This window comes from Ruegeria sp. F5, assembly GCF_056533845.1.
This window is the reverse complement of sequence record NZ_JBQFOU010000002.1, coordinates 158264-175871: the sequence shown is the minus strand read 5'-3', so window position 1 is coordinate 175871 and position 17608 is coordinate 158264. Positions and strand designations below refer to the sequence as shown.

Below are 17608 nucleotides of genomic sequence, written 5' to 3'. Positions count from 1 at the left end.
TTTTAACCCTTCGGGATATCGAAATCCGGGGCGGCCAGTTCGAAGCCTTCGAACTCAAACCCCGGTGAGACGGTGCAGCTTACCAGAGTATAGTCGCCGGTACTATGCGCAGCCTGCCAATGACCTTTGGGCACGATCACTTGCGGCGCGCCTTGGGACAGGTCGGGCGTCAGCAGGTGGTCGCTGGCAGGCCCTGTGTCGGATTCGCTCAGCGACAGGACCAACGGCGCACCAGCGTGATACAACCAAATCTCGGTCGCATCGACCCGATGCCAATGGCTGTTTTCTTCGGCCTTGAGCAGGAAATAGATACAGGTCCCGGTGGCGCGGCCCGGATTGTCGGCGCGCCAGGTCTCTTTGAACCAGCCACCTTCGGGGTGTTGTTGCAGGTTCAGGTGGTCGATGATCTGGTCAGCGGTCATGGGGGCCTCGTGGTTCAGGGCGATTATGCACGCAAGCGCGCGATCCGCTATGGCAATCATGCGCAGGGGGCATATGTTTGCGACATGACCCTGACGATCCCTTTTGATAACTCCTACGCCCGCCTGCCGGACGGGTTCTTTGCACGGCAAGCCCCTGTTCCGGTGCGCGCGCCGCAGATGATCGCGTTCAATGACGACCTCGCGCGGCTGTTGCGGGTCTCGCCCGGTGACGTGCAGGAAATGGCCGAGGCCTTTGCCGGGAACACCCTGCCCGAAGGGGCCGAGCCGCTGGCGCAGCTCTATTCCGGGCATCAATTCGGTCACTATAACCCGCAGCTTGGCGACGGACGCGCCGTTTTGTTGGGCGAGACCATCGGGACCGACGGTATCCGCCGTGACATTCAGCTTAAAGGTTCCGGCCCCACGCCGTTCTCGCGGCAAGGGGACGGGCGGGCCTGGCTGGGGCCGGTTCTGAGGGAATACGTAGTGTCCGAGGCCACGCATGCGCTGGGCATCCCGACCACCCGCGCACTGGCCGCCGTTGAAACGGGTGAGGTGGTTCTGCGCGAAGGCCCGATGCCCGGCGCGGTTCTGACCCGTGTGGCGCAAAGCCACCTGCGTGTGGGCACGTTTCAGGTCTTCGCGGCGCGCGGGCAGTTGGACAGCTTGCGGCGCCTGACCGACTACGCCATCGCCCGCCATTACCCCGAGGCCAAAGGCCCGATGGGTCTGCTGCGTGCGGTGCGGGATGCGCAGGCGCGGCTGATCGCCGGGTGGATGAGCGTTGGCTTTATTCACGGGGTGATGAACACCGACAATTGCTCGATTGCCGGGGAAACCATCGACTATGGGCCTTGTGCCTTTATGGACAGCTACCATCCCAATACGGTCTACAGTTCGATCGACCAGATGGGGCGCTATGCCTATTCCAACCAGCCGGACATCGCCGTATGGAACCTCGCCCAACTGGCGACAGCGCTGATCCAGCAATACGAGGATAAAGAGGCCGCAGTCGAGGAAGCCACCGAGGTCATCCACGCGATGCCAGACCTGCTGCAGCAGAACTGGCTGATACGGTTCCGCGCGAAGATCGGTCTTTCAGCGCCCGAAGATGGCGACCTTGCGATGATCTCGGACCTGCTGACCCGCATGGCGCAGAATCAGGCCGATTTCACCAATACGTTCCGGGCGCTGGGCGGCGGCAAAGCGCGGGACCAGTTCACCGATCCCGGCGCTTTTGACAGCTGGTCAGAGGGCTGGCAGGCCCGGCTTCAGCGCGAGGCTGACCCGCACCGGGTCATGGCCTTAGCCAACCCGGCCTACATCCCGCGCAATCACCGGATCGAACAGATGATCACCGCTGCTGTCACCGGCGACTACGGACCGTTCCACCGATTGAACACGGTGCTCGCGAACCCTTACGAGGATCAACCGGACCAGACCGACCTGACGCGGCCCCCGGCGGCGAATGAGGTGGTTCAGGCGACGTTCTGCGGAACCTGAGGGCGGCCGATTATGTCGAACCGCAGGCAGGCCTCGGACTGTTCGATGGGCAGGGTGGGCGAAATCAAGCCGCCGCCGGTCAGCATGATCGTTTCGCGTTTCAACTGAATTTCCTGCCCGCCTTCCGATTTGACATAGGTGCCCGAGGTGCTGCGATCCGTCAGAAACAGCTTGCCATTTTTCATGCTCAGAACGGCGTGCAGCCTTGAAACCCATGGCTGCGGCAACACCACGTCGCAGTCGGACGACCTGCCCAGTTTGAACTCACCATCGCCCCGGCACCGCCAGGCCCGATCCTTGTAGCTGAGAATCAAAGTCAGGGTATCCCCGGTCTGCAGGTTGCTTTCGGTCCTGCCGAAATCCAGCGGCAGGCGGGTTTGCGTTGACGGGTCCAGTACAGAGTTGACCAGCGAATATGCCGTAACCGGCTCGCTCAGCCCTTTCAGGGTGAGCCCGCCGAGCGGTTTGAGAAGCTGCCGAAGTTTCGGAGACAGCATCGAGGCCACATCGTCGCTGATACAGGCCTCGCGCGGGTTGGCGGCGGTGGACAGGCGGGCGGTGACGTTGACGGCCTCGCCATAGATACCCCGCTCGGCAACAACGATCGGCCCGCTATGCACACCAACATGAACGGACACCGGCGCTTCGACCGGGCGCTCGATCATCTGCAGGGTCGCATAGACCGCCGCATCCGGGTCGTCGAAATAGCTGAGGACATCGTCGCCTTTCTGGCCAACCGGTATGCCGCCGAACTCCAGCATGACCGTCCGCAGCCGGTCGATTTCAAGCTGAAGCAGCCGCTGCGCCTCATCATCGCCCACCGCCTTGTACAGCGGTGTGCTTCCCGAAATATCGGCGATGACCATCGTCGCGAACCTGGAATTAACGTCCAACCCTGCATCCCCTTTTTTTGGTGCAGTTTAACGGTGCATACCGATCTGTACATGGTTTTATGTCGTTTCTGTGTGCATAGGGTGAAGTTCCCGATGCGCGGTCATCGAAAAGGCAAAGTGTTGCAAAATCCGGTTGCGTATGGCGTCGAGTTTGGCACCCTTGCACTTGATTGTTAAACCGGATGCCCATGACCAGTTCCCGCACCCTGCGCCTTGCCAGCTACAATATCCAGAAATGCGTCGGGTTGGATTTCCGCCGTCAGCCGCAGCGCATCCTGCTGGTGCTGGACAAGATGCAGGCCGACATCGTGGTGCTGCAGGAGGCCGACAAACGCCTGCCGCCCCGGCCAGCGGCACTGCCGCATTTCATGCTGGATGAGGCCGGGTGGCAGATCGTCGATCTGGGCGGCGCGGGCAGTCTGGGGTGGCACGGCAACGCGGTGATCTGGCGGGGCGAGGGGATCTCGGTGCGTCAGACGGCGCATCACGACCTGCCGGGGCTGGAGCCGCGTGGTGCGGTGCGGGTCGAATTTGACACTCAGATCGGGCCGTTGCGGGTGATGGGGCTGCATCTCGGGCTGATCCCGGCGTCGCGGCGCCAGCAGATTTCGCATCTCAGGCGGTGCGATTCGGTTCTGGACAGGATGCCGACGGTCTGGGCCGGCGATTTCAACGAATGGTCGCGCCAGCCGGTGCTGGACAACCTTGCGCCCGAGATGCGGTTTTTGCCACCGAAACCCAGCTTTCCGGCGGCGCAGCCATTGGGCGCGCTGGACCGGATCGCGCTGGGTCAGGGGGTCGAGGCCCTGGCCCATGGCGTACACGAAGACCGCCCGGCGCATATCGCCTCGGACCATCTTCCGGTCTGGGCGGATTTGCGGCGCAGCGCCTGAATCCCGCCCGGTTTGAACCGAATCCCTGTGGCGCTGGACGCGCAGACATACTAAGACAGAAACCCGAGTAGTTCCTGAGGGGCATCATGACGGATTCGATCATCGCGCGTTGCGAAGCCAAAGGGCTGCGCATGACAGGCCAGCGGCGGACCATTGCGCAGGTTCTGGAGCAGAGCGAGGACCATCCCGATGTCGAAGAACTGTACGGGCGCGCCTCGGCCATGGATTCGGGAATTTCGATTGCTACCGTCTACCGCACGGTGAAACTGTTCGAAGAGGCCGGGATTCTCGAACGTCTGGAGTTCGGCGACGGGCGCGCACGCTATGAAGATGCCGAGCGGGATCACCATGACCATCTGATCGACATGCAGTCGGGCAAGGTGATCGAATTTGTCGACCCCGAGATCGAAGCGCTGCAGGAAAAGATTGCGGAAAAGCTGGGCTATCAGCTGAAAGGCCACCGGCTTGAACTGTACGGGGTACCGCTCAAGCGGGACTGACCCATAACGGCCCCGGATCGCCGGGATCACAGGAAATCATCCATTTCGGCCGGATAATACTTGCCACAGACCCCATGCCTGGGGTGTTGTGCCGGCAAGGCGGGAATTCATCCGCCGTTTTTTGTGGACCACGACATGAACAACGTTAACGGCATCCTGCTGGTCATTGCCGCAATGGCCGCTTTCACGATCGAGGACGTCTTTGTCAAAGAACTGTCGGTCACGGTATCGACGGGGCAGATCCTGCTGGTGCTGGGGCTGGTCACGATGTGCATCTTCCTGACCATGTCGCTTGTCACCCGCAAACGCATTTTCTCGGCCCGTGCCTGGGGTCCGTTGCCGTTGTTTCGTACAGTAGCCGAGGCGACCGCCTCGGTGGCTTTCGTCACGTCCCTGTCTCTGGTCGATCTGTCCACCGTTGCGGCGGTGTTTCAGGCCATGCCGCTGGTGGCCACGACGGGCGCGGCCCTGTTTCTGGGCGAGCAGGTCGGCTGGCGCCGCTGGAGCGCCATCGGTGTCGGCTTTGTCGGCGTACTGATGATCATCCGCCCGGGGCTCGAGGCATTTGACGCGGATACGCTCTATGTCGTTGTCGCCGTTGTCGCCGTGGCGGCGCGCGACCTGATCACCCGCAAGATTGACCACAGCGTCGCCTCGTCTGTGGTGGCGATGCAGGCCTATCTGGCGCTGGCTGTTGTGGGCGCGGGTCTGATGATCACGACACCGGGCTCGGTCTCGCCGCTGTTGCCGGGGCACCTGTGGCTTTATGCCGGGGCGCTGTCGTTCGGGGTGTTTGGCTATTACGGTATCATCCTGGCGATGCGGGTGGGCGAGGCTTCGGTCGTGATCCCGTTCCGGTACACGCGGCTGCTGTTTTCGATCATCGCCGGGATGATGGTGTTCGGCGAACGGCCCGATCTTCTGACCTTTGCGGGATCGGCGCTGATCATCGGATCGGGCATGTACACCTTTATCCGCGAACGCAGGCTGGCGCGCGAATTGACCGTTACGGTCTGACGGATCGTCGCAGGTTGGCGCAAACACCGGCCTCTGTCGTTGTTAGCGATAACGGAAATGGTTTACTTTTTACCCGGTAATGCTATGAGGCGTGCAACCAAGTCAGCCACAGGGACGGGCCTCATGAGCACGATCATCGACATCCATGCACGCGAAATTCTGGATAGCCGGGGCAACCCCACCGTCGAGGTGGATGTCATTCTGGAAGACGGCACCATGGGCCGCGCCGCCGTTCCCTCGGGTGCTTCGACCGGGGCCTATGAGGCGGTGGAAAAGCGCGATGGCGACAAGGCGCGCTATCTGGGCAAGGGCGTGCTTGAGGCCGTCGCAGCCGTGAACGGCGAGATTGCCGAGGAACTGGTGGGCTTTGACGCGACCGAGCAGGTGGCCATCGATCAGGCGATGATCGAGCTGGACGGAACCGAGAACAAGGGCCGTCTTGGCGCCAACGCCATTCTGGGCGTTTCGCTGGCCACCGCCAAGGCGGCGGCGGATTTCACCACGCAGCCGCTGTATCGCTATGTCGGCGGCACTTCGGCCCGGGTGCTGCCGGTGCCGATGATGAACATCATCAATGGTGGTGAACACGCCGACAACCCGATCGACATTCAGGAATTCATGATCATGCCGACCTCGGCCGCGAATATCCGCGAGGCGGTGCGCATGGGCTCCGAGGTATTCCACACGCTGAAAAAAGAACTGTCCGCCGCCGGTCTGGCGACCGGTGTGGGCGACGAGGGCGGCTTTGCCCCCAACATCGCCAGTACCCGCGAGGCGCTGGATTTCATCCTGAAGTCCATCGAAAAAGCAGGCTACAAACCGGGTGAAGAAATCCACCTGGCTCTGGATTGCGCGGCCACCGAGTATTTCAAGGACGGCAAATACGTTCTGGCTGGTGAGGGCATCACCCTGACCTCGGAAGAAAACGCAGCCTATCTGGCCGCTTTGGTCAACGACTATCCGATCATCTCGATCGAAGACGGCATGTCCGAGGATGACTGGGACGGCTGGAAGGCGCTGACCGACGCCATCGGCGGACAGGTGCAACTGGTGGGCGACGACCTGTTCGTGACCAACCCGGAACGTCTGGCCGAAGGCATCGAGCGCGGCTGCGCCAACTCGATGTTGGTCAAGGTGAACCAGATCGGATCGCTGACCGAAACCCTGCGCGCCGTCGATATGGCCCACCGCGCGCGGTACACCAACGTCATGTCCCACCGCTCGGGCGAGACCGAGGATGCCACCATCGCCGATCTGGCCGTGGCGACCAATTGCGGTCAGATCAAAACCGGTTCACTGGCGCGGTCGGACCGGTTGGCCAAGTACAACCAGCTGATCCGCATCGAGGAGTCGCTGGGCGAGGTCGCCGAATACGCCGGGGCTTCGATCCTGAAGCGCTGAGTGGTGCTGTGGTCCCCGGACTAGTCGGCGGACCAAGTTGGAATCCAGAACGCCGGATCGCTGCAAAGCGGCCCGGCGTTTGTTTTGGGCGGGCCGGGAAAATACGCTCACGCTTTGCGGGAAGTTTTCGCGGTCCTGTCACTTCTGGGGGAATTTTTGCGCGGAAATCGCAGTGCCCGCGAGGAAGAGGTAAAAATAAATTGTTTCCGTTAGCCTTTGTTTTTCAGCCGAAAATCGCGAATAACCCTTGCAGCAGAAGATTTTATCTAACTTTTGTGTGAACTTTTACCTATTAGCGAAAGCGCACTGTTTCCTATCCTGACTGTATTACAGAAAAGGGGAACAACATGACTGGTTCGAAATTCATTCTCGTAGCATCAGTTATCGCCACTGTTTTTCTGGCGGCATGCTCCGCACCCGGCACGTACCCGATCAGCGGACAACAGGTGTCGGCGGACGATCCCGTCCATGAAATGAGCTATAATCAGTCGATGATTTTCCGTGGGGAATCCCGCTGATCCGATGGCAATCCGGCGGGGCGTGCCCCGCCCGTGACGCTATCAGAGCTTCCGGCTCATCAGCATATACCGGTCACGGGGTTTGAAACCGGTACGCAGATACAGCTTTTGCGCGGACTCGTTCTTGCGGTCCACTTCCAGATGCAGGGCAGTCAGGCCGGCTTCGGCCAGCGCTTTGGGGAGATCCAGCAATACTTCGGTCGCGATCCCGCGGCCACGAACGGCGGGGCGGATGTAGATTTCGTCGATGAAGCCGTCCATCCCTCCGAATTCGACCGACCAGCCGAAGGTCAGGATGATATAGCCAAGCGGCGCACGGCCCGGACCGATCAGATAGACGCAGCCGTGGGGGATGCCCTCGAGCAGCGGCAGCAAAGCATCGCGGCGCTGGTCCGCATCCTGTTCGATACCCTGTTCAGCGTGAAAGGCCGACACCAGCGCCATCAGGCGGTCCAGATCTTCGGGGCGGGCAAGGCGGAGGGCGGCGCTCATAGTCGGGCCAGCCTTTCTGTTAGCAGGTCGAAAAAGCCCTGGGCGTCCACGTCGCCCATAAACATGGCATTGGGCGCGCGGTCCGTGACCCGCCACCAGTCGGCCACTGTCATGCCCAGGGTCAATTCTGACTGGGTTTCGATCTCGACATTGATGTGGCGGCCCGAGAACAGTTCGGGGCAGATCAGGTAGGCGGTCACGCAGGGATCGTGAAGTGGCGCGCCTTCCGAGCCATATTTTTCTTTGTCGAAGCGTTCAAAGAAATCGGTCATCTCGGCAACGGCATGGCCGACCTTGGACCCCAGAGCGCGGAATGCGTCGTTGCGATGTGGCGTGACCAGCGCATCATGGGTGACATCCAGTGGCATGACCACGATATGAGCGCCGGATTTAAACACGATATCAGCGGCTTCCGGATCGACGTAGATGTTGAATTCCGCCGCCGGGGTGATGTTCCCGACCTCGAAATACGCCCCGCCCATCAGGACGATTTCCTGAACCCGGTCAACGATATCGGGCGCTTTCTGAAAGGCGGTCGCGATATTGGTCAGCGGCCCCAGCGGGCACAGCGTCACGGTCCCCGGTTCCTGCGCTCGCAGCGTGTCGATGATGAAGTCCACCGCGTGCCCTTCGGCCAGCGGCATCTGAGGGTCGGGCAGGACGGGGCCGTCCAGCCCGGTTTTGCCATGCACATGTTCCGCGGTCACCAAAGGGCGGTTCAGCGGACGGTCGCATCCGGCATAGACAGGGATATGCGCATGATCGGCCAGTTCACAGACAATGCGCGCGTTCTTGGCGGTCAGCTCCAGCGGCACGTTTCCGGCGACGGCGGTGATGCCCAGCACCTCGATCTCTTCGGGGCTGGCCAGCGCCAGCAGGATCGCGACGGCGTCGTCCTGTCCGGGGTCGGTGTCGATGATGATCTTGCGGGGTGCCATGCTCTGCCTCCGGGGTCTTGAAGCGCGGACACTCGCAAGTGTCGCAGCACTTGTCCAGCCGTTTTAAGCACCGCCCCGCGCGCTGTTGACCCGGGCGGGCGGGAGTTTGCCGTTGGCGCGGTGTTCTTCGATTTTGACCTCGTCCCAGAGGGCATCCATTTCCTCCAGCGTGCTGTCCGTCGGCAGTTTGCCCCGCGCAGCCAGCCGCGCCTCGACCTGTTCAAAGCGGCGGGTGAACTTGGCGTTGGTGCGGCGCAGGGCGGCCTCGGGTTCGATGCCCAGATGGCGGCCAAGATTGACCATGACGAACAGCAGGTCGCCAAACTCGTCCTCGAGCGCGTCTGCATCCTTGCTGTTGCGGGCCTCTTCCAGTTCGGCGGCTTCCTCGGTGATCTTGGCCAGCACATGGCTGGCATCGGGCCAGTCGAACCCCACACGGGCGGCACGTTTCTGCAATTTATGGGCACGTAGCAGGGCGGGCAGGTTGGCGGCGACACCGTCCAAAGCGCCTTTCTGTTCCTTGCCCGCACGCTCTGCCGCTTTGATGGTTTCCCAGTCAACCGTCTGCTGTTCCGCCGATTTCTCGCGGGATTCGTCGCCGAACACATGCGGGTGCCGCGCGACCATCTTGTCGGACATGGTGCGCACCACATCCTGAAAGGTGAAATGCCCGGCCTCGTCGGCCATCTGGGCGTGGAACACGGATTGGAACAGCAGGTCGCCCAATTCGCCCTTCAGCTCGTCATAAGCCTGCCGTTCGATGGCGTCTGCGACCTCATAGGCTTCTTCGATCGTGTAGGGGGCGATGGTGCCGAAATCCTGTTCGATATCCCAGGGGCAGCCCGTCTTGGGATCGCGCAACCGGCGCATGATTTCCAGCAGACGCTCGATCCCAGCATCCGAGTCGTGGATCAGCGGATTTTCAGCCATTGCGAAGCCCCTTGTTCCGGTGTCTGATGCATCCATCCCGCAGCTTGGATCAGGAGTCCACCCCATATGCCCGTCGTGAACCGAATTGCCGATTTCGCCGCCGATATGGCCACGTGGCGCCAGCACCTGCATACGATCCCGGAACTGGAGTTCGAATGCCATGAAACCGCGGCCTTTGTGGCGGACCGGCTGCGCGAGTTCGGCGTGGATGAGCTGCACGAGGGGATCGCCAAGACCGGGATCGTCGCGATCATCAACGGACAGGGTGAGGGGCCGACAATTGGCCTGCGCGCCGATATGGATGCGCTGCCGATCCCCGAAGAAACCGGCGTGCCCTATGCCTCGAAATACCCCGGCAAGATGCATGCCTGCGGCCATGACGGGCATACCACGATGCTGCTGGGCGCCGCGCGCTATCTGGCCGAGACGCGCAATTTCGCGGGCCGCGTCGCGCTGATCTTTCAGCCCGCCGAGGAAGAGGGCGGCGGGGCCGGCGTGATGGTCGATGAAGGGATCATGGACCGGTTCAACATTTCTCAGGTCTATGCGCTGCACAACGCGCCGGGTTTCGATCTGGGATCGTTCCACACAACGCCGGGGCCGATCATGGCCGCTGTCGATACGTTCGAAGTGCATATTCAGGGCCGCGGCGGCCACGGGGCCATGCCGCATGAAACCCGCGATCCGGTGATGGCGGCCTGCGGTATCGCGCAGGCGATCCAGACGATTGTCAGCCGCAATCACTATGCGCTGGACGATCTGGTTGTGTCGGTGACGCAGATTCACACCGGGACGGTGAACAACGTGATCCCCGACACCGCTTACATCAACGGCACGGTGCGGACTTTTGATCCGGCCGTGCAGAAGATGGTGATGGAGCGGATGGAGCAGATCGTGCAGGGGCAGGCGACCTCGTACGGGGTCGAAGCGCGGCTGGAATACGAACGGAATTACCCGGCCACCATCAACGATGCCGACAAGGCCGGATTTGCTGCCGAGGTGGCGCGCGATGTGGCCGGGGCAGACAGGGTGGTCGACCATACCGGGCGCGAGATGGGGGCCGAGGATTTCTCGTACATGCTGCAGGCCCGGCCCGGAGCTTACCTGTTTCTGGGGCAGGGCGAAGGGCCAAGCCCGCATCACCCCAAATACAATTTCAACGATGAAATCTCACCGATCGGGGCCTCGTTCTTTGCCCGGATCGTGGAAAAGGCGCAGCCGGTGGGCTGAGCAGGAAGAGGACCAAAGACAAGATGGCATTGGAAGATGCGAAAAATCAGGTGGATGAGGCGTTCACCAACCCGGACCTCAAAGGCTTGTCCTATGAGAATACGTTCGGCGGGGCGACCTCGTTCCTGCGGCGGCTTTACACCAAGGACCTTGCAGGCGTCGACATAGCGGTCACCGGGGTGCCGTTCGATCAGGCCGTCACCAACCGCCCCGGCACCCGTCTGGGACCACGTGCCATCCGCGAGGCCAGCTCTTTGCAATCACCCGATGCGCCCTACGGCTGGCCGTTTGATGCGCTGAGCGAACTGGCAATCGTCGATTACGGCGACATGGCCTATGACTATGCCAACATCCCGGCCTTCCCCGACACGCTGACCGATCATATCCGAACCATTCTGGCCGCCGATGTCGCCTCGGTCGCTTTGGGCGGGGATCACTATATCAGCTTTCCGATCCTGAAGGCCTATGCCGAGAAATACGGGCCGATATCGCTGCTGCAATTCGATGCCCATACCGACACTTGGGCCGATGACGACATGTCCCGCGTCGATCACGGGACGATGTTCTACAAGGCGGTGAAATCGGGGATCGTGGACCCGAAGCGCTCGGTTCAGGTGGGCATCCGCACCACGAACGAGGATACGCTGGGCGTCAATATCATCGACGCGCGCGAGGTCTACGAAGCCGGCCCCGCCGCCGTGGCGCAGAAGATCAGGGGCATTCTGGGTGACAGCCCGGTCTATCTGAGCTTTGACATCGACGGGCTGGACCCGGCCTTTGCGCCGGGGACAGGCACGCCGGTCTGGGGCGGGCTGACCTCGATCCAGACACAGATCATTCTGCGCGACATTGCCGGGATCAATATCAAGGGCGGCGACGTGGTCGAGGTCTCTCCGCCCTTTGACACCTCGGGCGCGACGGCGATTGCCGGGGCGCATGTTGCGACGCAGATTATTTGTCTGCTGGGGTGGAACAAGCTGAGGCCTTAACCTTTGGTTAGCCATCCTTCCGCTATCAGGTTAACCAAAAGACCGGACAGGAGGCATAGGGGCATGACCGAGTTTAACCAACCCATCAGCGGCAATGATCTGGCGCGGTTTTCCGGGCCGAATACGTTCATGCGGCTGCCTCAGGCGGCGTCGTTGGCGGGGCTGAACGTGGCAGTGCTGGGGATACCGATGGATATCGGCACCTCGTGGCGGTCGGGCACGCGGTTCGGCCCCAAGCAGATCCGCGCCGAAAGCGCGATGATCCGGCCCTATAACATGGCCAATTCCGCCGCGCCGTTTGACAGTCTGCAGATTGCCGATATCGGTGATCTGGCGATCAATACGTTTTCGCTGTCCGAGAGCCTGAAGATCATCCGCGAAAGCTATGACGGTATTCTGGCGCAGGACGTGACCCCTGTGGCGATGGGGGGCGATCACTCGATCACCCTGCCGATCCTGCGGGCGGTGGCGGCCAAACATGGCCCCGTCGCGCTGGTTCATGTCGATGCCCATTCGGACGTGAACGACGAGATGTTCGGCGAGCGCGAGACCCACGGCACCATCCTGCGCCGCGCCTACGAAGAGGGGCTGATCGTTCCCGAAAAGACCTATCAGATCGGCATCCGGGGCTCGGGATACGCTGCAAGCGACTTTACCGAGGCAAAGGGCTGGGGCTTCAAACAGTTCCCGGCCTGGGAGCTGTGGCAGCAGAACCTGACCGGCATCGGCACGATGATCCGGAAAGAGGTCGGCGATCATCCCCTCTACATCACCTACGACATCGACAGTCTGGACCCGTCTTTCGCCCCCGGCACCGGCACGCCCGAGATTGCCGGTCTGACCACACCGCAGGCGCTGCAACTGATCCATGCGCTGGGTGGGGCGAACGTCGTGGGCTGTGATCTGGTCGAGGTCTCTCCGCCTTACGACCCATCCGGCAACACGGCGCTTACGGCGGCGAACCTGTTGTTCGAGTTGCTGTGCATCCTGCCCGGAGTGACGTCACGGTAGGGCGGCTTGCCTCGGTGCGCTTTGCAAATAGGTTGGGGCACAAGGGACGGGACAGGGATGAAAAAAGTGCTGCTTTTGCTGATTGTCGGAGTGGTTGTTCTGTTGGGGGCGTATATTCGTCTGACCCCCTCTGATCCTGATCGCTGGCACGTCGCGCCGGTCGGAGATGCAAACCGGGACATGCCAACCGGCGTGGTGCGGGTGGTTGAGACTGGGCCGAACGGGCTGGCAGAATTTGATGCCATCGCCCGCGCAGCGTCGCGAACCACCGTGCTGGCCGGATCGGTTGAGGATGGGATGATCACTTATGTCTCCCGCACCAAAGTCATTGGGTTTCCGGACTACACCACCGCGCAACAGGACGGCGACACCCTGCGCATCCATGGCCGGTTGCGGTTTGGCCGCAAGGATTTCGGAGTGAACAGGGCGCGGGTGGATGGGTGGTTGGAAAATCTCTAATAGGTTGAAATCATAGATCGAAATACCCACATGGGTAATATGAACGACTATGAAGAAAAGTACCGACGCGCCACGGCCGAGTTGGAATATGCTGGTTTGCAAGAGCGCGGTTATCCCGCCCCATATCTAGGTCATCTTCGGAAAGCGGGTTTCAAACCCAGACCCAAATATTATCGCAGCAAAGCCGCTCGGCTCACCGTGGGTCCATTGCTGTTCGGTGGCATCTGGGGGTTGGCTATGTACATTGCTGTCTTGCCGCCAAACTGTCTGATCCTGCGGTTTGTTCTGTATTCGCTGGCTTTTGGCGTTTTCTTTACCCTTGCCGAGGAAATAACGATCCGGCGCGCGCGCAAAAGGCACAAGCTCAGCACGTGGGAAGACTTTTGAAAGGTTAGGTTGCGTCAGGGGCAGGGGCGGTCACACCCGGCTCGGGCCACTCGGACTGTAATCCTGACGACAAACACCCCTCCTGCACCTCGCGCCACATGGGCACGTTCAGCGACATCTGGCATTGCGCCATGAACATGCGGCCATCGACCTGCAGGCAGATCATCTCGCCCAGTTCCACGCGGCTGCCGGCTTTGTCGGTGCAATAACAGTCCTGAACCTTGCCATTCGGGCCGTAGACATCGGCCATCGCAGGTGCCGCACACAGCGCTAAGACAAGAGCAATTCGTTTCATGCGCCACAGCTTAGCACAGCGACGGCCCTTGACCAAAGCCCCGGATTGATAGACACCGCCGGGATGATCCCCGAAGAACGTCTTGAACAGATTACACAGCGGTTCCAATACCTCGAAGCTGCCATGGCCGATGGCGCCTCGGGTGGTGATATTGCGACGCTGGCCAAGGAATATTCCGACCTCAAACCGGTGGTCGATCAGATCATGGCGTGGCGGCAACTGGTCGCCGATCTGGCCGAGGCCGAGATGATGCTGTCCGACCCGGACATGAAGGAACTGGCCGAAGAGGAAATCCCCGCGCTTCAGGCGCAGATCCCCGAGGCTGAGCATGCGCTGCAACTGGCGCTGCTGCCCAAGGACGCGGCGGATGCGCGCCCCGCGATGCTGGAAATCCGCCCCGGCACCGGCGGGGATGAGGCCGCGCTGTTTGCGGGCGATCTGCTGCGGATGTATCAGCGCTATGCGGAAGGTAGGGGCTGGACGTTCGAGATCATCGAAGAACAGGCATCCGATCTTGGTGGCATCAAAGAGGTGGTGGCCCATATCAAAGGCGACAACGTCTTTGCCCGGATGAAATACGAATCCGGTGTGCACCGCGTGCAGCGCGTGCCCGAAACCGAAAGCGGCGGGCGGATCCATACCTCGGCGGCGACGGTGGCGGTTCTGCCCGAAGCCGAAGATGTGGACATCCAGATCGACGCGAATGACCTGCGTATCGACACGATGCGGTCCTCGGGCGCGGGCGGGCAGCATGTGAACACCACCGACTCGGCGGTGCGGATCACCCACCTGCCCAGCGGAATCGTTGTGACGAGTTCCGAAAAGTCCCAGCACCGCAACCGCGAGATCGCGATGCAGGTGCTGAAAACCCGCCTCTATGATCTGGAACGTCAGCGGATCGACAGCGAACGCTCGGCGGACCGCGCCAGTCAGGTGGGCTCGGGCGACCGGTCGGAACGGATCCGGACCTACAATTTCCCGCAAGGCCGCATGACCGATCACCGCATCAACCTGACGCTTTACAAGCTGGATCAGGTCATGCAGGGCGATTTGGATGAGGTGATCGACGCGCTGACCGCCGATGGCCAGGCGCGATTGTTGGCGGAGTTGGCGCAATGATCGCGGCGCTGACAGCGGCTCAGGCCATGGCCGCCGCGACCGCGCGTTTGCGGGCCGCAGGTGTCGAGGACCCGGCGCGGGACGCGCGCGTCTTGCTGGCCCACGCCGCACGGATCGAGGCCAGCCGCGTAACGCTGATCGCGCCCGAGGAGTTGCCGCCGGATATCGCCGAGCGCTACGATCAGCTTGTGTCACTCCGCTCGATCCGGGTGCCGGTGTCGCACCTGTTGGGAGAGCGCGAATTCTACGGCCGCCGCTTCCGCGTCAGCGGCGATGTACTGGACCCGCGGCCCGAGACCGAGGCGCTGATCGAAGCCGCCCTAAGCCAGCCGTTTGACCACGTTCTGGACCTTGGCGTCGGCTCGGGTTGCATTCTGGTCACCCTGCTGGCGGAACGGGCGAGCGCATCGGGTTTTGGGGTGGACTTGAGCGAAGCCGCCTGCCTGCAGGCCAGCGCAAATGCGGTGCTGCACAAGGTTCAGGATCGGGTCGAAATCCGCAAATCGGACTGGTTCGCGGCGGTGGACGGCAAGTTCGATCTGATCGTATCGAACCCGCCCTATATCTCGCTGGCGGAAATGCACGACCTGTCCCCCGAGGTGCGCGATCACGAACCCCGGCTGGCGCTGACCGACGAAGGTGACGGGCTTGATGCATATCGTCGCATCGCCGCAGATGCACCGGATTTTCTGGTGCAGGGCGGGCGGATTCTGGTCGAAATCGGCCCAACGCAGGCAAAATATGTCTCGGCGCTGTTTGATGCGGCAGGGTTGTCGGATATCCGCGTGATCCCCGATCTGGACGGGCGCGATCGGGTTGTTCGCGCAACAATGCCGGGCTGAACCGCAGGATTGAGGCCGAAAATCGCCGCTGAATGTAAAAAACCTGCGAAATTGACGATTACCCTCTTGTCTGTACGGGCAGGACATGTTTACTCAGGATTAGTCGGAGAGGTTGACGCCGTTCCAGCGCGCCCCCGACGCCAAGCCCAAAAAAGTCGATGACACGGTACGGGACAAGCTTCTGAGCAGTGCAAGGTACGGGTTGATCGACAATGAACGACAAGGCTGACGTAAAGTAAGATGAGATCTTCCAAATCCCGTTCGCGGGCCAAGAATAACCGCAATCGTCCTTCCGGCGGCAACGTCGTAAACCGGGTTTTTGACAGCTCGGGCCCCGAGGGCAAAGTGCGTGGCACGCCGCAGCAAATCATTGATAAATACAACCAGCTGGCGCGCGACGCCCAGTTGTCGAATGACCGTGTGGCGGCCGAGAACTTCCAGCAGCATGCCGAGCATTACCTGCGGATGCTGAGCGAAGCGCAGCGCGAGATTGAAGCGCGCCGCGAAGAGCAGGAGCGCCAGAACCGCGAACGCCAGGCCGAACGCGACCGCGAACGTGCCGAGCGTCAGGAACGCGAAGCCGCGCGTCAGGCCGACCCGGCCGAGGCTCCGCAACCCGATGTGATGGATTTTGCCGAACCTACTGCCGCGCCGGAAAGCGGTCTGGTCGAGACCCCGGAAAGCCAGAACAAAGCTGCCGATGCCGAGCCTGCCGAGCGCAAGGAAAAGCAGCCCCGCCGCCCGCGCACCCGCAAACCCAAGGCGGCGCCGGCCAAGGAAGACGCCGCCAGCGACAACGGTGACGCGTCAGAGGCTGCCGAGTAAATCGCCAGACAGATTTGTCAAAAACCCCGGCCGATGCGCCGGGGTTTTTTGCGTTCAGGACTTGCGGATTTCCCGTGCCAGCGCGCAAAACGCCTCAAGCGGGACCTGTTCGGCCCGTTCGGTGGGTTTGATCCCGGCGGCGGTCAGGCGGTCTTCGATGTCCGGGGCCACGCCTTTCAGCGAGGCGCGCAGCATTTTGCGGCGTTGGTTGAAGGCGGCAGCGACGACGCGCGACAGGGTGGCGGCGTCGGCTGGATAACGGGGTTCGGGCAGGGCGGTCAGGTGTACGACGGCGCTGGAGACCTTGGGCGGTGGCGTGAACGCGCCGGGGGGCAGGGACATGGCGATACGGGCATCGGCGCGCCATTGGGCCAGAATCGCCAGACGGCCATAGGCCTTGCTGCCGGGCTGGGCCACGATCCTCTCAGCCACCTCGCGCTGGAACATCAGCGTCAGGCTTTGCCAGAAGGGCGGCCATTCGGGTGGTGTCAGCCAGCGCACCAACAGCTCGGTCCCCACATTGTAGGGCAGGTTGGCCGCGATGCGGATCGGTGGGGTCAAATGCGCAAGCGGGTCGATTTCCAGCGCATCGTCGTTGATGACCTCGAGCCTGCCGGGATACGCGGCGGCAATATCGTTCAGGGCGGCGATGCAGCGGGTGTCTTTTTCCACCGCGACGACCTTGCGTGCGCCTTCGGACAGCAACCCCCGGGTCAGGCCACCGGGGCCGGGGCCGATTTCGAGCACGTCACACGCGGTCAGATCCCCGGCCTGCCGGGCGATTTTGGCGGTCAGGTTGAGGTCCAGCAGAAAGTTCTGCCCCAGCGATTTGCGAGCAGACAACTGGTGGGCGGCGATGACTTCGCGCAGCGGGGGAAGGGTGTCGATGGCGCTCATGCGTTATCGTGGCGTGTGTTTGGGGCGGTGCGCCAGAGGTTTTTTGC

Annotated in this window: 21 protein-coding genes; 14 read left to right on the top strand and 7 right to left on the bottom strand. The window is 61.9% G+C overall.

What is annotated here, in order from left to right:
- Nucleotides 1-2 precede the first annotated feature (2 nt).
- Nucleotides 3-422: a cupin domain-containing protein gene (locus tag ACR0K1_RS03220; RefSeq protein ID WP_480614510.1), complete on the bottom strand. Its 420-nt coding sequence runs from the start codon at nt 420-422 to the stop codon at nt 3-5.
- 84 nt (nt 423-506) lie between these two features.
- Between ACR0K1_RS03220 and ACR0K1_RS03215 the strand changes: the two genes are divergently transcribed.
- Nucleotides 507-1925 (top strand): protein adenylyltransferase SelO, encoded by a 1419-nt coding sequence (locus ACR0K1_RS03215; protein WP_480614954.1) that lies wholly within the window; start codon nt 507-509, stop codon nt 1923-1925.
- Here the strand turns inward: ACR0K1_RS03215 and ACR0K1_RS03210 are convergent.
- Nucleotides 1901-2818 carry an adenylate/guanylate cyclase domain-containing protein gene (locus ACR0K1_RS03210; protein WP_480614513.1) on the bottom strand — a complete coding sequence of 306 codons (918 nt, stop codon included), beginning with the start codon at nt 2816-2818 and terminating at the stop codon, nt 1901-1903. The two genes, ACR0K1_RS03215 and ACR0K1_RS03210, sit on opposite strands and share 25 nt — an antisense overlap.
- A gap of 188 nt (nt 2819-3006) precedes the next feature.
- Here ACR0K1_RS03210 and ACR0K1_RS03205 point away from each other — a divergent pair, with 188 nt between their 5' ends.
- The 5 genes from ACR0K1_RS03205 to ACR0K1_RS03185 all read left to right on the top strand — a co-directional run bounded on the left by ACR0K1_RS03205 (nt 3007) and on the right by ACR0K1_RS03185 (nt 7147).
- Nucleotides 3007-3711: an endonuclease/exonuclease/phosphatase family protein gene (locus tag ACR0K1_RS03205; protein WP_480848738.1), complete on the top strand. Its 705-nt coding sequence runs from the start codon at nt 3007-3009 to the stop codon at nt 3709-3711.
- Between the two features lie 86 nt (nt 3712-3797).
- A complete protein-coding gene (locus ACR0K1_RS03200) occupies nt 3798-4211 on the top strand; it encodes a Fur family transcriptional regulator (protein WP_480614519.1) in 414 nt (137 codons plus the stop codon).
- Between the two features lie 135 nt (nt 4212-4346).
- Entirely contained in the window at nt 4347-5228 is an 882-nt protein-coding gene (locus ACR0K1_RS03195) for a DMT family transporter (protein WP_480614522.1), read from the top strand.
- A gap of 123 nt (nt 5229-5351) precedes the next feature.
- Complete coding sequence (eno, locus tag ACR0K1_RS03190; RefSeq protein ID WP_480614525.1) at nt 5352-6629, top strand: phosphopyruvate hydratase; 1278 nt, start codon at nt 5352-5354, stop codon at nt 6627-6629.
- 347 nt (nt 6630-6976) lie between these two features.
- Nucleotides 6977-7147 (top strand): hypothetical protein, encoded by a 171-nt coding sequence (locus ACR0K1_RS03185; protein ID WP_480614527.1) that lies wholly within the window; start codon nt 6977-6979, stop codon nt 7145-7147.
- A 42-nt stretch (nt 7148-7189) separates the two neighbouring features.
- Here ACR0K1_RS03185 and ACR0K1_RS03180 read toward each other — a convergent pair whose 3' ends face one another.
- The 3 genes from ACR0K1_RS03180 to mazG form a co-directional block, all read right to left on the bottom strand.
- Nucleotides 7190-7639 carry a GNAT family N-acetyltransferase gene (locus tag ACR0K1_RS03180; protein ID WP_480848734.1) on the bottom strand — a complete coding sequence of 150 codons (450 nt, stop codon included), beginning with the start codon at nt 7637-7639 and terminating at the stop codon, nt 7190-7192.
- The gene (locus ACR0K1_RS03175; RefSeq protein WP_480614531.1) at nt 7636-8577 is read right to left on the bottom strand and encodes a nucleoside hydrolase; all 942 of its coding nucleotides are present in this window, start codon (nt 8575-8577) and stop codon (nt 7636-7638) included. Before ACR0K1_RS03175 ends, ACR0K1_RS03180 begins: the two co-directional genes overlap by 4 nt.
- Before the next feature lie 63 nt (nt 8578-8640).
- On the bottom strand, nt 8641-9507 hold the full coding sequence (gene mazG / locus ACR0K1_RS03170) for a nucleoside triphosphate pyrophosphohydrolase (protein WP_480614534.1): 867 nt from the start codon (nt 9505-9507) through the stop codon (nt 8641-8643).
- Nucleotides 9508-9573: 66 nt separating this feature from the next.
- Here mazG and ACR0K1_RS03165 point away from each other — a divergent pair, with 66 nt between their 5' ends.
- The 5 genes from ACR0K1_RS03165 to ACR0K1_RS03145 all read left to right on the top strand — a co-directional run bounded on the left by ACR0K1_RS03165 (nt 9574) and on the right by ACR0K1_RS03145 (nt 13583).
- Nucleotides 9574-10737, top strand: a complete 1164-nt coding sequence (locus ACR0K1_RS03165) for a M20 aminoacylase family protein (protein WP_480848732.1) — start codon at nt 9574-9576, stop codon at nt 10735-10737.
- 23 nt (nt 10738-10760) lie between these two features.
- Nucleotides 10761-11726 carry an agmatinase gene (gene speB, locus ACR0K1_RS03160; RefSeq protein WP_480614539.1) on the top strand — a complete coding sequence of 322 codons (966 nt, stop codon included), beginning with the start codon at nt 10761-10763 and terminating at the stop codon, nt 11724-11726.
- A 63-nt stretch (nt 11727-11789) separates the two neighbouring features.
- Nucleotides 11790-12737, top strand: coding sequence for an agmatinase (gene speB, locus ACR0K1_RS03155; RefSeq protein ID WP_480848729.1), 948 nt, complete (start codon nt 11790-11792; stop codon nt 12735-12737).
- A 57-nt stretch (nt 12738-12794) separates the two neighbouring features.
- Nucleotides 12795-13196, top strand: coding sequence for a DUF1499 domain-containing protein (locus ACR0K1_RS03150; RefSeq protein ID WP_480614544.1), 402 nt, complete (start codon nt 12795-12797; stop codon nt 13194-13196).
- 39 nt (nt 13197-13235) lie between these two features.
- The gene (locus tag ACR0K1_RS03145; RefSeq protein ID WP_480614547.1) at nt 13236-13583 is read left to right on the top strand and encodes a DUF6404 family protein; all 348 of its coding nucleotides are present in this window, start codon (nt 13236-13238) and stop codon (nt 13581-13583) included.
- A 4-nt stretch (nt 13584-13587) separates the two neighbouring features.
- Here ACR0K1_RS03145 and ACR0K1_RS03140 read toward each other — a convergent pair whose 3' ends face one another.
- Nucleotides 13588-13878: a hypothetical protein gene (locus ACR0K1_RS03140; protein ID WP_480614549.1), complete on the bottom strand. Its 291-nt coding sequence runs from the start codon at nt 13876-13878 to the stop codon at nt 13588-13590.
- Between the two features lie 63 nt (nt 13879-13941).
- On the opposite strand from ACR0K1_RS03140, the gene prfA reads away from it, so the two are divergent.
- The 3 genes from prfA (at nt 13942) to ACR0K1_RS03125 (ending at nt 16664) form a co-directional block, all read left to right on the top strand.
- Nucleotides 13942-14997: a peptide chain release factor 1 gene (gene prfA, locus ACR0K1_RS03135; protein WP_480614956.1), complete on the top strand. Its 1056-nt coding sequence runs from the start codon at nt 13942-13944 to the stop codon at nt 14995-14997.
- Nucleotides 14994-15839, top strand: coding sequence for a peptide chain release factor N(5)-glutamine methyltransferase (gene prmC, locus ACR0K1_RS03130; RefSeq protein WP_480848725.1), 846 nt, complete (start codon nt 14994-14996; stop codon nt 15837-15839). Before prfA ends, prmC begins: the two co-directional genes overlap by 4 nt.
- 240 nt (nt 15840-16079) lie before the next feature.
- A complete protein-coding gene (locus ACR0K1_RS03125; RefSeq protein ID WP_480614554.1) occupies nt 16080-16664 on the top strand; it encodes a DUF4167 domain-containing protein in 585 nt (194 codons plus the stop codon).
- Nucleotides 16665-16718: 54 nt separating this feature from the next.
- On the opposite strand, the gene rsmA is transcribed toward ACR0K1_RS03125, so the two are convergent.
- Nucleotides 16719-17561: a 16S rRNA (adenine(1518)-N(6)/adenine(1519)-N(6))-dimethyltransferase RsmA gene (gene rsmA / locus ACR0K1_RS03120; RefSeq protein ID WP_480614555.1), complete on the bottom strand. Its 843-nt coding sequence runs from the start codon at nt 17559-17561 to the stop codon at nt 16719-16721.
- Nucleotides 17562-17608: the final 47 nt, after the last annotated feature.

What these genes read in the sequence shown, in the direction of transcription:
- rsmA (WP_480614555.1), bottom strand. Translation starts at nt 17,561, where the DNA reads ATGAGCGCCATCGACACCCTTCCCCCGCTGCGCGAAGTCATCGCCGCC.
- ACR0K1_RS03185 (WP_480614527.1), top strand. Translation starts at nt 6,977, where the DNA reads ATGACTGGTTCGAAATTCATTCTCGTAGCATCAGTTATCGCCACTGTT.
- prmC (WP_480848725.1), top strand. Translation starts at nt 14,994, where the DNA reads ATGATCGCGGCGCTGACAGCGGCTCAGGCCATGGCCGCCGCGACCGCG.
- mazG (WP_480614534.1), bottom strand. Translation starts at nt 9,507, where the DNA reads ATGGCTGAAAATCCGCTGATCCACGACTCGGATGCTGGGATCGAGCGT.
- ACR0K1_RS03195 (WP_480614522.1), top strand. Translation starts at nt 4,347, where the DNA reads ATGAACAACGTTAACGGCATCCTGCTGGTCATTGCCGCAATGGCCGCT.
- ACR0K1_RS03205 (WP_480848738.1), top strand. Translation starts at nt 3,007, where the DNA reads ATGACCAGTTCCCGCACCCTGCGCCTTGCCAGCTACAATATCCAGAAA.
- ACR0K1_RS03125 (WP_480614554.1), top strand. Translation starts at nt 16,080, where the DNA reads ATGAGATCTTCCAAATCCCGTTCGCGGGCCAAGAATAACCGCAATCGT.
- ACR0K1_RS03145 (WP_480614547.1), top strand. Translation starts at nt 13,236, where the DNA reads ATGAACGACTATGAAGAAAAGTACCGACGCGCCACGGCCGAGTTGGAA.
- ACR0K1_RS03175 (WP_480614531.1), bottom strand. Translation starts at nt 8,577, where the DNA reads ATGGCACCCCGCAAGATCATCATCGACACCGACCCCGGACAGGACGAC.
- ACR0K1_RS03150 (WP_480614544.1), top strand. Translation starts at nt 12,795, where the DNA reads ATGAAAAAAGTGCTGCTTTTGCTGATTGTCGGAGTGGTTGTTCTGTTG.
- ACR0K1_RS03215 (WP_480614954.1), top strand. Translation starts at nt 507, where the DNA reads ATGACCCTGACGATCCCTTTTGATAACTCCTACGCCCGCCTGCCGGAC.
- speB (WP_480614539.1), top strand. Translation starts at nt 10,761, where the DNA reads ATGGCATTGGAAGATGCGAAAAATCAGGTGGATGAGGCGTTCACCAAC.
- eno (WP_480614525.1), top strand. Translation starts at nt 5,352, where the DNA reads ATGAGCACGATCATCGACATCCATGCACGCGAAATTCTGGATAGCCGG.
- ACR0K1_RS03200 (WP_480614519.1), top strand. Translation starts at nt 3,798, where the DNA reads ATGACGGATTCGATCATCGCGCGTTGCGAAGCCAAAGGGCTGCGCATG.
- speB (WP_480848729.1), top strand. Translation starts at nt 11,790, where the DNA reads ATGACCGAGTTTAACCAACCCATCAGCGGCAATGATCTGGCGCGGTTT.
- ACR0K1_RS03180 (WP_480848734.1), bottom strand. Translation starts at nt 7,639, where the DNA reads ATGAGCGCCGCCCTCCGCCTTGCCCGCCCCGAAGATCTGGACCGCCTG.
- ACR0K1_RS03140 (WP_480614549.1), bottom strand. Translation starts at nt 13,878, where the DNA reads ATGAAACGAATTGCTCTTGTCTTAGCGCTGTGTGCGGCACCTGCGATG.
- ACR0K1_RS03220 (WP_480614510.1), bottom strand. Translation starts at nt 422, where the DNA reads ATGACCGCTGACCAGATCATCGACCACCTGAACCTGCAACAACACCCC.
- prfA (WP_480614956.1), top strand. Translation starts at nt 13,942, where the DNA reads ATGATCCCCGAAGAACGTCTTGAACAGATTACACAGCGGTTCCAATAC.
- ACR0K1_RS03165 (WP_480848732.1), top strand. Translation starts at nt 9,574, where the DNA reads ATGCCCGTCGTGAACCGAATTGCCGATTTCGCCGCCGATATGGCCACG.